Annotated in this window: 12 protein-coding genes and 1 pseudogene; 7 read left to right on the top strand and 6 right to left on the bottom strand. The window is 35.6% G+C overall.

Going from position 1 to position 14038, the window contains the following annotated elements; all coding sequences use genetic code 11:
- Positions 1-241: 241 nt before the first annotated feature.
- Complete coding sequence (locus D5R40_RS13805; RefSeq protein ID WP_124146732.1) at positions 242-721, top strand: NINE protein; 480 nt, start codon at positions 242-244, stop codon at positions 719-721.
- Positions 722-1537: 816 nt separating this feature from the next.
- Here the strand turns inward: D5R40_RS13805 and D5R40_RS42625 are convergent.
- The 3 genes and pseudogenes from D5R40_RS42625 to D5R40_RS13790 form a co-directional block, all read right to left on the bottom strand.
- Positions 1538-1615 (bottom strand): annotated as a pseudogene (locus tag D5R40_RS42625) (DUF4277 domain-containing protein); the annotation flags it as partial.
- Positions 1616-1663: 48 nt separating this feature from the next.
- Positions 1664-2287 carry a transcription antitermination factor NusB gene (gene nusB / locus D5R40_RS13795; protein ID WP_124146733.1) on the bottom strand — a complete coding sequence of 208 codons (624 nt, stop codon included), beginning with the start codon at positions 2285-2287 and terminating at the stop codon, positions 1664-1666.
- A 245-nt stretch (positions 2288-2532) separates the two neighbouring features.
- A complete protein-coding gene (locus D5R40_RS13790; RefSeq protein ID WP_124146734.1) occupies positions 2533-3252 on the bottom strand; it encodes a DUF502 domain-containing protein in 720 nt (239 codons plus the stop codon).
- A gap of 855 nt (positions 3253-4107) precedes the next feature.
- Here D5R40_RS13790 and dnaG point away from each other — a divergent pair.
- Positions 4108-6135, top strand: coding sequence for a DNA primase (gene dnaG, locus D5R40_RS13785; protein ID WP_124146735.1), 2028 nt, complete (start codon positions 4108-4110; stop codon positions 6133-6135).
- Between the two features lie 1434 nt (positions 6136-7569).
- Here dnaG and D5R40_RS13780 read toward each other — a convergent pair.
- Positions 7570-8097, bottom strand: a complete 528-nt coding sequence (locus D5R40_RS13780) for a pentapeptide repeat-containing protein (RefSeq protein ID WP_124146736.1) — start codon at positions 8095-8097, stop codon at positions 7570-7572.
- Positions 8098-8294: 197 nt separating this feature from the next.
- Between D5R40_RS13780 and D5R40_RS13775 the strand changes: the two genes are divergently transcribed.
- A complete protein-coding gene (locus D5R40_RS13775) occupies positions 8295-9671 on the top strand; it encodes an RNA-guided endonuclease InsQ/TnpB family protein (RefSeq protein ID WP_240039131.1) in 1377 nt (458 codons plus the stop codon).
- On the top strand, positions 9661-10194 hold the full coding sequence (locus D5R40_RS13770; RefSeq protein ID WP_124146737.1) for a YraN family protein: 534 nt from the start codon (positions 9661-9663) through the stop codon (positions 10192-10194). The genes D5R40_RS13775 and D5R40_RS13770 overlap by 11 nt, the downstream gene beginning before the upstream one ends.
- 561 nt (positions 10195-10755) lie before the next feature.
- Here the strand turns inward: D5R40_RS13770 and D5R40_RS13765 are convergent.
- Positions 10756-11145 carry a hypothetical protein gene (locus D5R40_RS13765; RefSeq protein ID WP_124146738.1) on the bottom strand — a complete coding sequence of 130 codons (390 nt, stop codon included), beginning with the start codon at positions 11143-11145 and terminating at the stop codon, positions 10756-10758.
- A 352-nt stretch (positions 11146-11497) separates the two neighbouring features.
- Between D5R40_RS13765 and queA the strand changes: the two genes are divergently transcribed.
- A complete protein-coding gene (gene queA / locus D5R40_RS13760; RefSeq protein WP_124146739.1) occupies positions 11498-12595 on the top strand; it encodes a tRNA preQ1(34) S-adenosylmethionine ribosyltransferase-isomerase QueA in 1098 nt (365 codons plus the stop codon).
- A 57-nt stretch (positions 12596-12652) separates the two neighbouring features.
- On the opposite strand, the gene rpmF is transcribed toward queA, so the two are convergent.
- A complete protein-coding gene (gene rpmF, locus D5R40_RS13755; RefSeq protein ID WP_124146740.1) occupies positions 12653-12829 on the bottom strand; it encodes a 50S ribosomal protein L32 in 177 nt (58 codons plus the stop codon).
- Positions 12830-13469: 640 nt separating this feature from the next.
- Here rpmF and D5R40_RS41030 point away from each other — a divergent pair.
- Entirely contained in the window at positions 13470-13607 is a 138-nt protein-coding gene (locus tag D5R40_RS41030; RefSeq protein ID WP_124146741.1) for a DUF4277 domain-containing protein, read from the top strand.
- A gap of 4 nt (positions 13608-13611) precedes the next feature.
- On the top strand, positions 13612-14038 hold a 427-nt coding region (locus tag D5R40_RS13745; RefSeq protein WP_124146742.1), incomplete at its 3' end, for an IS1634 family transposase.

The raw sequence follows: 14038 nt of genomic DNA, 5'->3' as shown, positions 1-14038 counted from the left end.
CTATATAGTTTACCAAGGTCTAGGGGACTGAAGTACATAGTTTTTGTTAAGAATTGCAAAGTATCTATACCTATAAGAAATAGCCCATTATTATCCTACTTCTCAGTATATTTAGAGTTATTAATGTTTTCCACATTATATTCTTGGACTAAGATGGTAATAATACTAAGTGCCCATAACGAAAATTAAGTAACTAGGCAAAACAGTATATTAATTTCAGAAAAATAATTTTTGGGACTAAATGAATAGTATAAGATACAGTTACCTATTTTGGGGGGCTTGCGTCCTAGGTCTTAACGGATGCCATCGTTTATACAATGGCAAAATTTTGACTGGTCTACTTTGGCTCTTTACTGGGGGTTTATTTGGAATAGGCCAATTTATTGATTTGTTGTTAATTCCCAATATGGTAGAAGAACACAATACTAAAGTCAAAGCAAAATTAGGTATTTCATCCCAAGGAGTACCACTATATCAATCAAATGGGGCGGTCTCTATGAAAGCTTCTCCTCCACAAACCCGTCAACAGTTAATGGTAGCTTTACTCAGGTCAGCTTCTACTAAAGGAGGAAAGTTATCTGTTAGTCAGGGTGTCATGGCAACAGGAGCTAGCTTTCTAGAAGTAGAAGAAGCTCTCAAGGAAATGCTTAAAACTGGTTATGTTAGTGTGGATAACCATCCGGAGACAGGAATTGTAATTTACGATTTCCATGAGTTGTAATTTTGCCTACCAATAATCATTACAAATATGTTATTGATTACAAAACCTTTATGGTATCTTTGCTCGTGGTATATGTTTTTATCTGCAGGAGTCAAGATTACTGAGTCAGAAGTCAGGATATTCAGTTAGACAATAGTGGAAAAAGGTAGAAGAATGGGTAGTCTTCCTCGCTTAATGGTATACAAGAACAAGGGACTCCTGGAACAGGGGCATATTCCTCCCACTGCTGTAGGTAACAAAAATAATGACAATACACTAATTATATAGAAACCATTTGCTATCTTTTACACTGAGTTCTATCACGCTGACTATACATTTTTTTAGTTGAATAAAAAGTCATGCGTATAGGCAAACAGAATAACTCATTGTATATACATATCACAATTTTTGTGAGGATGCAACCGAAAATCCTTTGACGCGCGATTTTTTTTCAGGAGCCTCATAAAATAAAAATGTTGATAATTTTCAACCCACATTCCGCACGACAAAATGTAGTATACAAAGATGGTAAAAGTTGAGTAAGTATTTAGACTGATAGTATGGTTTAAGAAGCGATATAGCTGCCGCTAGGCTCCGCCAACGCAAATCATCAGTTGCCGGAACTTACCAATAGACATCTCCAAAAATTGCCAAAGTTTCTCTATCACGCTTCGCGATATAGCTGCCGCTAGGCTCCGCCAACGCGAAGCGGAACGGAGTTTGATCGCATCTTAATCATTGCCAAGTGGTTAATTCTACACTATGATTCAATCGTTGATTATTTTGGCCCTCTACCTGTTTTTACCTCAAGTTTCTGATTCTTAATCTAAGTAGTCGATTAATTTTCTGTTCTATGCCAATCTCGTCAATAATTCCTGCTACCAAACCTAGATGGTCTACATTAGTTACTTCTATTCACAACAAAGACCTTAATTTTGATTTTTACTTTAGACTTATAACTCTTCAAGCTAAATTAATTTTATGTAGCACTCTTCGCAATACCCCATTAATAAATCTATATCCATCTTCACTACTGTAACGCTTGGCTAATTTTACAGCTTCATTAATTGCCACTTGTTCTTGAATGCCAATAAACATCATTTCTGTCACTGCAATTCTGAGAATATCTATATCTATTCTAGGCAAACGTTCTATTTGCCAATCTACTATTGATTCTCTCAATAAATTATCAATTTCTTCTTTATTGTCATTCACCTTTGTCAAAATTTCTAAAGCGTACTTGCGAACTTCTAATTGATTAGTTAGTTGAATTAGTTCTGGTAACTCCACAGCAGTGCCAATACGATTAATTGCTGTTTGGCCTAACTCCACTGCTTCGTGGACCATCGAACTTGCACTTTGAACATCACTAGCACTAATTTGACTATTAAGGAGGCGATCGCTCCCTCTCTGTAATTCTGCCGCAGCAGTTTCTAAAATATCTTGGACTTCAGCTCTGAGAGTCCTAACTGCTGCTAGTATGACTTCTTGAAGTTGCTTTTTTTCTAGACTGCCTGAATTTGTTGGTAATTGACTTAGACCAAGCAGAGCTAGTTCACGAGCTGTGGAGCGAGGAGCTTTGTTCATAATTTTTGATCATCTTTTATCTTTTAAGTGGCAGGTTTAATATCCCATCGTCAACAGGGGTACTGAAAATTGTTCGGGGTTATCAGACACAGAGTGGCCAGTCATTGACTATCCCCATGCAATTAAACCTTCTACCTTTTGCCTCTATTGGTGCCCATTCCCTATCTTGGTCAGCATTCCCTTGCGTCTGACGCCGACGCGGGGTCGCACCGCTTCTGCTTTCTGCCTTTTTCAATATAACTCGTTCAATCCTCTTCAGTGGAAAATTTTTGATAGTCTTCTCTATCTAAAAGTAGAGGTTTGAGTTGATCATTTGAATTTTTTTCTGGACGTACTGATTGATTTGGAGTTACTATTCCACCTGATATGAGAACTTTAAACGCATCTTCCACTGACATTGAAACGTTAAGCACATCTTTTTCTGGCACTATGGCATACCAACCAGATGTAGGGTTAGGAGTCGTTGGAATGAAAAGACTTAGCATTGAGTCTCCTAGATGAGATTTAATTTGACTACTAATCGTACCAGTGACAAAAGCTATAGTCCAAACTCCCTGACGTGGATATTCTACAAGTACCACACGGCGAAATTTTTCGTTAGAATCCTTGAGTAGAGTTTCTAAGATTTGTTTGAGAGTGCCGTAGACTGACCCTGCAAATGGAATAGCTTGTAGTATTCGCTCGCCTACATCTAATAACCATCTTCCAGCAATGTTTCTAGCCATTAACCCAATCACTAGAATACTTAGCAATGGTACTGCTAGTCCTACTAAGAAATTTAGTAGGCCCACTAAAGCTGGGTGTAAACCATCGAAGGGGTTGATTTGCTTGGGTATCTTTGTCAAAAAATCTATTACCCACCGAGCAATAGTTATGGTCAACCAAATTGTTGTAGCTAATGGTATGACTACCAGTAAGCCTGCAATTAGGTCGTTTTTTAAATCCTGCCTTATGCGTTTGAACACTGTTTACCCATTTCCTCGTAAATTGCTAGATATTTTTTGATCTAGCTTGAAACCAATTTTTTTTAATTTAATATTTATATTTTTTATTCTGAATACTTACAATTATTAACAACTGTCAATAATTGTTGCAAATGTAAATTCAAATCAAAATTGAACTGATTTTAATCATCCAAAATATTCAGATATATTTTCTACCACTTGTCCACAATAATAATTGGACTGAGATTGGACTGAGAGCCGTGGCTGATTTCCAGATGATATTGGATAGATTTATATGGTAAAACAATTTGTCTCTTTTTCTCAACTGTAGACTTCGCCACATAAGTGACAGGGAGCAGGAGCAATAGAAGGTAAAAGGACGAAAGGAAAAAAGATTTAATATTGACTTTTGCAAAAGGTCTTCTTTCCAGTAGTTCTATTTAAGTTGTAAATTTTTGCTAGGCAGAATAGAACTGAGATATATATGAAAGATATATAGAATTTACATTTAAGAGAGAACAAAGGATAGGGGAAGATGATTGATAGATAAAATTTTTTGTAGTCAAAAATCATCATCTATGTTTACGTCTAAAATGGAAATACTATAGTTGTCATATAATAGGTTTTGAACAAATTTTAGTTATCTAAATACAGAGAGTTACTTATCTTGCTCTGTAGCTAATATTTATCTTCTATCTAGGATGGCTATATATCTTTCAACTAGATAAAATCAGAATTATGGATGAGAATTTTATGACTTCATAGAAGAGTATTTTAAGAATAGAAAAGGCAATGGCATTATCAGAGTGTAAATGCCAAACAGGTTACAGATAAAAAATCCTCAAAATCATTGACAATCAATTATTTAATGAATTTATGAATAATTTTCGTTTTCATCAAGATACTATTACAGAAGTGAAGGAAAGAGCTGACATTTATGATGTTATCTCAGAGCATATTGTCTTAAAAAAGCGAGGTAAAGATTATGTAGGATTATGCCCTTTCCATGAAGAAAAAACTCCTAGCTTTACTGTTAGTACCAGCAAACAAATGTACTACTGTTTTGGCTGTGGTGCAGGTGGTAATGCTTTGAAATTTCTGATGGAAGTTGGTAAGTCTTCTTTTAGTGATGTAGTGTTAGATTTAGCCAGACGTTATCAAATACAAATTAAAACGGAATCACCAGAAAATAGACAAGAGTTTCAACGTCAAATTTCTCTGCGGGAACAACTTTATGAAATCTTGGCAATGGCTAATAGTTTTTATCAACACGCTTTGAGACAATCACAGGGAAAAATTGCTTTAGAGTACTTAAAATTTTCACGTCAAATTACAGAAGAAACTATTCAAAAATTTCAACTGGGTTATGCTCCTAATGGTTGGGAAACTATTTATGGTTATTTGGTGGAACAAAAAGGTTTTCCTGTAGAGTTAGTGGAGAAAGCAGGATTAATTTTACCTAGAAAATCAGGTAATAGTTATTACGATAGATTTCGCGATCGCTTGATGATTCCTATTAATGATGCGCAAGGTAGAGTTATTGGTTTTGGTGGGAGAACTTTGAGTGATGAACAACCTAAATATTTGAATTCTCCTGAAACTGAATTATTTGATAAGGGTAAAACTTTATTTTGTTTGGATAAGGCAAAAACTGCTATTTCAAAACTGGATAAAGCTGTGGTTGTGGAAGGATATTTTGATGCAATTGCTCTCCATGCTGCGGGAATTAATAATGTTGTTGCTTCTCTAGGTACGGCATTAAGTTCTATTCAAATTAAACAACTTTTACGTTATACAGAGTCTAAACAAATTATCTTAAATTTTGATGCTGACCGAGCAGGTATTCAAGCTACTAACCGGGCAATTGTAGAAATAGAAAATCTTGCTTATAAAGGGGAAGTTCAACTACGAATATTGAATATTCCTGATGGGAAAGATGCTGATGAATATTTGCAAAATTATTCTTCTGAAAGGTATCAGGAATTATTAGTTAATTCTCCACTATGGATTGACTGGCAAATTCAAAATATTGCAGCAAATAAAAATTTGAGTTTGGCAGATGAGTATGGTCAAGCAACTCAACAAATAATTAAAATTTTAACGAAAATAACTAACGATAATCAGCTTACTTATTATCTTCAATATTGTGCAGATATTTTGAGTCAAGGAGATTCTCGTAGAGTTTCATTACTTACTGAAAATTTGTTGAACCAAGTTGTTACTCATTGGAAAAAGCTCTTAGGCGAGGATGAGTTGTTATCAGTACCATTGCTAGTAGCAAAACAGTTAAAATATTATCGACAAAATAGTAGAAATTCTACTAAAGGGAAAAATAATACTTCACAAAAAGTTTTATCTCCACCTCGAGAGCGTGGTTTATTAGAAGAAGCAGAATATTTATTACTGCGTATTTATTTACATTGTCCGAAATATCGTCAAGATGTGAAAGATGCAATGGAGGCTAGAGATTTACAGTTTAGTTTGTCTCACAATCGATTTTTGTGGAAACAAATTATTGATGTAGAAAATATGTCTGAATATCAAATTACTGACTCAGATGATTTAATTTCAAAATTGCAAGATAGTTGTTTAGATGCTCCAGATAAACTATCAGAAGTAGAGCATCTTTTTCATTTAGATGAAAAGGCAAAGAAAAATCTTCTTAGAGCGCCTTTAGAAATCCGTTCTACAATAGCAACTATTGAATTAATTATGTGTAGAAAACGTCGTAGCACCGTTTTAAGTATGTGGCAAAAAACTGATTTATCGACAGACTTTGAATTGGCTAAAAAGTATCAAGAAAAATTCTATTCTGAATCAGAGTGGATTCAGGAACTGGAGAGATTAAGAAGCACCACTATCTATGATTTAATACAAGTACCTTTAGGGGAATTAGCTAACTAAAAAAATCAAGCGTTGGTAATACGTGGCTATGATTGTGCTTTAATGGCAATTGTCTAACTATTAACTGAAAAGCATTTTATATTTCGCTAAATTTAGGTTTCATCGCTTGATTCACCAACGCCAAAATTCCTGATACCAATTTGATGTGAAGCTGTACAAAATAATGTTTTGATTTTATAGCAATTGAAGGAAATGCACGGACATATTAAAAGCTTATAGCAGTCAAAGCAAAGAGCGCGGACATCATAGACTTCTCCAAAAAAAAATAAAATCAATTCTTATCCGTAAGTTATCAATTACTTCTCCCTATTCCTTATTCTCTCTTTTCTGGAGATGTCTAATAGAGAAAAATTATCTAGGAAAGATTATGCCTGCTCCTTATAGCTACGACTTAAGACAAAAAGTTATTGATGTTAAGAAATCCCGCGTTGTAGCGTAAGCGCAATTTCGGGAGGATGTCAATGGTTTCCCATTAAAAACTGAGTCAGAAAGTCAAAAGGAACAATAAAAGATTTTCCTATGGAGAGTTGATGATGCTGTTCGCTTCGCTTAACGTCCGTGCCCTTTGCTTCGACTGCTATACTATGAATAATTAATAAAAACATGATTCATTTTAATAAGCACCTACGCAGAGCGAATAATTTGTTATCAATATACATCAAAATTGGCTGAGAAGCAAAAACTCTGTATTTATTGCATATCAAGACTTGTAGCGTTTATGAAAAGGTTGCTCATACAGGCGCAAAATTGCGATTTTTCGCTAAAATTTGGCTTTCGATAGCTCATTTCAACTTTTTTTGTCAAAATTAGTTTAAATTATAAATATGTTAATTAATTAAGTATAAGTTTAATTAATATTAAATAATTTGATAGTCTTATAGCGCTATGGGCAAGACAAAAATCAAAAATAATCTATAATTGAGTTAGATAATTTAGAAATGTCATAATCTTGGCTTCGATGGCTATAAAACTCAGATAACACAAAATTATTCCTTCTTACTTCTGCTATACAAGATACAAGAAATAACAAGGAATAATAGGTCTAAAAATCAATAAATTTTCTCATATTCCTAGGGCTATACTAAAGCATTAATTGATGAGATTAACGGTGTAACTTATACAGTGTTTGTCAGATAAATATCAAAAACATAGGGTACGAAGCGTGTGAAATAACGCACTATCCTCCAGCACATGGTCAAGTGTAAAACCGACCGTAATTCCATAAATGGTAAGCATACTGTCACACACCCTATCTAATCTTTTTTACTACAACTATTGAATTATTGTGTGGTTATCTATCTAATAAAATACCAATCAAAAATAGGATTTACTCCCATATATTGAAAATAAAAAAGGGAAGATCGAAATAAATGTACTTCACTTTTACTTCTGCTCATTCCCTCTACCTTATTACTTCAAATCAAGCCAATAAAATTAATCACAAAAGAGTGTATCCTTTGTGTCATTACCTGTAATAGGATTCGTACCTTGAGCTATTTTACATAGCTCCTTTTGAGTATCTGCTCGTAAAAAAGCATCTGTAAAATCTGCTCCATCAATAATTGCACCACGGAATTGAGTATGAAAAGCAAAAGCACCCTCTAAAATAGCATTAGTCAAATTTGCTTTGTTAAAAATTGCATTATCCAAAGTAGAGTAACTCAGATTAGCTCCTACTAAATTAGCTCCTTCTAAATGAGCGCCAAACAAACTAACACCAGTTAAATTTGAGTTACTGAAGTCACTTTTACGCAGAATAGATTTAGTAAATGAATCATTAGTTAAGTCTCGACCAGAAAAATCAACACCCACTAATATTTGCTTGTTATACTCATCAGCTAGAGTGAGTGTTGGGTTAGTAAATATTAAGGCAGTTATTGCCCCAATAGTAATGAGATATACTATTAGTGAAAAGACGAAGCTGACTAAAATTTGGGAAGTTTTTTGTTGTCTAAAATTCATACTACTTCTGTCTAATTTACTCCAGGCAGTCCATAACCATAATAAGAAGAATAAACCAAAATGAGCTTTTCTTGATCACAACGTTGGTTGGAGAGCCGCGCTCTCCGGCCTGTGGGAGCTTCCTTCGCGAAAACCAATCAATATTGATATCTCACACACAATATGTTAGACTTTAAAAATTACTTGGCTAACAGTAGATGGTTGAAAAAGCGTATAAATTTAGGTTTTACCCGACTCCAGAACAGGAAAACTTGTTGCGGAGAACTTTCGGTTGTGTACGCTTGGTCTACAACAAAGCTTTAGCTGCTAGAACTCAAGCTTGGTATGAACTGCAACAACGACTGAGCTACAAACAAACTTCAGCTATGCTTACTTGTTGGAAAAAACAGGAAGATTTAGATTTTCTAACAGAAGTTAACGGTGTACCGTTACAACAAGGTTTGAGACATCTACAGACTGCTTTTTCTACGGAATCCTACGCAAACACTAACTTTTTTAGTGGAGGTGCTAAATATCCTAACTTTAAGAAAAAACGAAATGGTGGTAGTGCTGAATTCACAAAGTCAGCATTTAAGTGGAAAGATGGTCAAGTATATCTAGCCAAATGTGTAGAACCATTACCTATTAGGTGGACTAGGCAACTACCTAATGATAGTTTACCTACCACAATAACAGTCAAACTGGACTCTAGTGGTAGATGGTCTGTCTCTTTGAGAATTAATGACACCACAGATTTAAAACTCAAGGCAGTCAAAAAACTCTTAGGTATTGACTTAGGAATCACCAGTCTCTTAACTACTAATGGGGAAAAAGTAACTAACCCAAAGAATCTTAACAAGTTACACAAAAAACTGAGGTTAGCTCAAAAGTCACTCTCGCGTAAGAGTAAAGGCTCAAGTAACTATCAAAAGGCCAAATTAAAAGTAGCTAGAATACACGGAAAAATAAAAGATTCAAGGCTTGACTATACTCACAAGCTAACATACGTCGCCAATCTGACGGTTCCCCTACAACTGATTCGTGAAAATCAAACGATAGTGGTTGAGGATTTGGCAGTTAAAAACATGGTCAAGAACCACAACCCACTCCTATCCCCTCCCAGGAGAGGAGCAAGAGGGGGGGATAGTGATGCTAACTGGGGAGAATTAGTCAGGCAATTAGAGTACAAAGCTGATTGGTATGGCCGAAAGTTAATCAAGATTGACAGATATTTTCCCAGTTCCAAACGCTGCTCTAATTGTGGTCATGTGGTTGAGAAATTGCCTCTAAATATCAGGGAGTGGGATTGTCTTGAGTGTGGCACTCACCATGACCGCGATGTTAAGGCAAGTATAAATATTTTGCGGATGGAAACCCGCGTCGGCGATAGACGCAAGGGAACACCCACCAAGAAGGCTGCGGGACTCGCAGTTTCAATCTGTGGAGCGACTGTAAGACCTGAAGGGAGTAAATCCCGGAAGGCGGGTGCTATGTTAGCGCAGCTCCTCCGGAGGAGGAAACAGAAAGCCCCTATCAACGATGAAGGAGGAATCTCGCCCTGTCTCGTAGAGCAGCGTCGGGAGGATGTCAACTAGGCAATCTGCTTCTTCCTCAAAAATTGACAGAGGTCTCTTGGGAGAAGATTTAGTGGCAAAATGGTTAACTCAAGAAGGTTGGCAAATACTCCATCGACGGTGGCAATGTCGCTGGGGAGAGTTAGATATTATTGCCCTAAAAACTTCTCCTTTGGAAGATAACCAAGCTCAAAAATTTCCAATTCTGATATTTGTGGAGGTCAAAACTCGTAGTCGGGGTAACTGGGATAAAAATGGTTTACTCGCAGTTACAGAAGCAAAACAAGCAAAATCATGGCAAACTGCAGAAATATTTTTAAGCGATCGCCCAGAATTAGCAGATTGTTCTTGTAGATTCGATGTAGCTTTAGTCAAGTGTAATTATACTCAAAAAGATTATCCTCAATCAAAATTTCTATCATTACAGGATCAACTATCTAAGTTAACTATTAAGGTGGGACATTCTTTAGAATTAGCAGGTTATCAACTTGTCTTACAAAATTATATCCCTTCTGCCTTTATATCTGCCTCTGACCTGGATTAAACTCGTTTAGAGTTAATCAGGTATTAGGCGTTGTTGAATAACAGTATGATTTTTAGTAGTCAGTAGGGTTATAGGTACTAAATCTCTGTTTGCTTCATATCCAGATAGAACATAGATCATACAATCATTATATATTTTCCCTACTTCCAAAATTCATCCCTCTTTTCAGCAATGCGAGGTATTCAATAATTTGCCTATGCCACCAGAAGCACTAAGCAAAAGTCTGGAACATCCATAGGCTAAACTTTAATTTAAAAAAAGGACTATCAGACTACAGAATCAATTCCGTGACTCATTTTTCATCCAAGGGTTAAAACCGCCTAGCTTTCTTCTTCCTTTGATATTTTTGTAGGCTGGAATGAGAAACCAATTTTAATGCAAATTACTTCTATTCCTTATGACCAAAAGGCTCTCAACTGTAGAATGCTGTGCAAATTAGAAAAGTAAGTTAAATTATAAAGAATAAATTAAGTGTGTCTTACTCTTGTTGTACCGGTACTAATATGATTAATGTACAAGTACAAGTACAGGTACAAATTAAAGTAAGAGTAAAACTATAGCTCAACCTAAAGTTTCGGGACAATACCCTAAACCCTTGACAAATTGGGTACGGAATGATTCTATTTCCTCCTGATTGGGCTGGCCATGAGATACTATTGCTACCTGATACCGTCTCATCACACTTAAAGGTGATTGTCCAGTTTCTAGACTCCACAATGCCATTCTGATACGGATATCAGGCTGATAAGGTATTCCTAATTCATTCATAAAAGCCCTAAAATCCCCATGTTGTTGAGGAGTTAAGTAGTGACTCATTTTGATTTTTACTACCCAACCATCAATTTGATGAATCACAGTCATAAATTGAAGCGGTAGTTGATGAGTAATGCATAGGTATTCAACTACTCTCAGGCAGAGGCTAGTATTTGCTATAAAGTAAAGGTATTCCATCTCAATCTAACTATTACCGCTGAAAACTACTGCTTTTCCCTCGGTTTAACCTCTAAATCTTTTGCTACTACAGAGGAAAAATTAAAGGTAATGAAAAACGGTTGTAGGGAGCGGGGCGGATATTGCCGCTTCCTAGTTAATAATTTAGGTTTATGTTCTAGAATGTCTAGAGTTTTGAACTAGACGATCAATCTGTTATTTTTCACTACAGATACATCTGCTCTACACTCTGAAAATTAATTCTGTACTTATATACTCTATATTTTCTCTTAATGTGTAGCATATCACTAGGGGAAAACTACCCTAATTTATCTGGGGGATTTTACCCAATTACGAGTTATATATCACTAATATGACTGAGGTAGATTGGTCTATTGATGCTTATGACTATGAACTGCCCCAAGAGCTAATTGCTCAAAACCCCATTGTCCCCAGGGATAGTTCTCATTTAATGGTTGTAGATTCACTTACACATCATAATTGTATTTTTAGAGATTTACCAGATTTACTCGAATCAGGAGACTTACTAGTTTTAAATAATACTCGCGTTATTCCTGGGAGGCTTTATGGCCACAAAACTACTGGTGCTCGGGTAGAAATATTGTTGCTCAAACCAGTGGAAAATGATTGTTGGCTGGCTTTAGTCAAGCCTGGTAAACGTTTTAGCAATGGTACAACAATTGAATTTATACCTAATTCATCTAACTGTAATTATAAGTTACAGGCAACAGTATTATCAACAGATAGAGAAACTGGTGGGCGATTTTTACAGTTTAACTTACCTCAAGGAATTTCGTTAATCAATTTATTAGACCAATTTGGTCATGTGCCATTTCCGCCTTATGTGACAGATTCACAGGCTCTCACAGAACAATATCAAACTGTATATGGTACTATTTTAGGTGCAGTAGCTGCACCTACTGCTGGTTTACATTTTACTGATGAATTACTAGAGAAACTAGAACAAAAAAATATTAGACTAGCTTTCATCACACTACACGTTGGTCTTGGTACATTTCGGCCAGTTGAGACTGAAGACATCACGAAGCATGATATGCACTACGAATGGATAGAGGTTTCACCATCAGTTGTAGACAAAATTAATCAAACAAAATCCCAAGGTGGACGTATAATTGCAGTAGGAACAACAGTAGTTAGAGCTCTTGAGGGAGCAGCGCTAGCTAATCAGAACAATAGTAATGAACAGCTTTCTATCTCACCATTTTCTGGTTATACCAATATATTTATTTATCCAGGCTACAAGTGGCAAATAGTAGAAGGTCTAATCACTAATTTTCACCTACCACGCTCCAGTCTGCTGATGCTTGTAAGTGCAATGATTGGGAGAAAACGCCTTTTTAGCTTATACCAGGAGGCGATTGCCAAAAAATATCGCTTTTATTCTTTTGGTGATGCGATGTTCATTTTGCCAGTTGCTAGGATAAATTAGTCTAATGGTTAAAATATTTTGAGAATTGGACATTATTTTTCCCAATTCTCTGATAGATTAATTTTCTTCCTCTTCTTCCTCAGCACTTGGATATACAAAACTGTGGGAACGTTGAGTAAGAACTGATTTCCCTAAAGATAGCGCCTTCTGTGCCTCCAGTCTTGCTTTACGCTTCCACTGAGCTTTTCGCATATTTGTCTTAGACTTGGAAGTTCTCTTCTTTGGTACAGCCATGAAAGTTATTGTATAGATAATTATAGACAGACTACTATAGTACCTTAATTTTAGTAACTATGGAAGACCTCTATAGAACCCTTATGGTATATTTGCACGGGGTATGTGCTTTTGGCTGCCCTCCTCAGAACTCAGTCCTCAAAAGTAAAGAAATTCAGAAATAGAAAAAAGGTAGAAAAATGCTTCCATCTCCCCTCTATTTCATAGAAGCTATTTGGTATTTTTGCCTACGATTAAGTTTTTGAGTTACGAGTCGGGAGTGGAATAGAGGTAATAACACAGGAAAAAGATTGAAAAATGCTGCCTTATTCCCCTACTTTTAAGATTAAAATCAGATTTTTCGGAACAATCTTTACCTCCTTACTTAGTTTTAGCCCACATTCCGCACGACAAAATGTAGTATGCAAAGATGGTCAAACTTGAGTAAGTATTTAGACTTAAGAAAAAAAAACCTCAAACTGTAAGAGCTGATTTGTAAACTTAGCTAAAAGTCTGATATTACCTAGTTTTTAGCAATTAGGGTAATACTTGATAATAACTCCTCAAACCTAAGTATAGCAAGTGATTCAGCGCCTTAATCTTTACTTGATCAATCAGCTCTAATTCTAGATAATTAAGTGAAGATCAAAAAGAGGAGAAAATGTCAATAGAAGTAACTAATGTAGACCATCTAGGTTTGGTAGCAGGAATTATTGACGAGATTGGCATAGAACAGAAAATTAATCGACTACGCGGGAGTTCAGTTACCAGAAAAAATAACAGGGGGTTAAGTAGTTAAAGGAATGCTCTTAAATGGGTTAGGATTAGTTTCATCCCCACTATATTTATTTAGTAAATTTTTTGATGGAAAAGCTATAGAACATTTAATTGGCAAAGGGGTAAAAACAGAGTATTTTAATGATGATAAATTAGGTCGGGTATTAGACCAACTGTATCACAGAGGATTAAATCAGATTTTCATGTCTGTGGTGTTAGAAGCAGTGAAAAGTTATCAGCTAGAGATAAGCACAGTCCACCTAGATTCTACATCATTTCATGTTCATGGAGATGATCACACATATGAGGATGAATCCACGGAAGATATAGAACCAAAAACTATTAAAATTACCTCTGGATATTCGAGAGATAAACGACCCGATCTAAAACAATTTATGATGGATTTAATTTGTACGAATGATGGAGATGTCCCATTGTGGATGAGAATTGGTT

Source organism: Okeania hirsuta, from assembly GCF_003838195.1.
GTDB lineage: Bacteria > Cyanobacteriota > Cyanobacteriia > Cyanobacteriales > Microcoleaceae > Okeania > Okeania hirsuta.
Note: the sequence above shows the minus strand (reverse complement) of the source record. Positions and strands in the feature narration are given on the sequence as shown.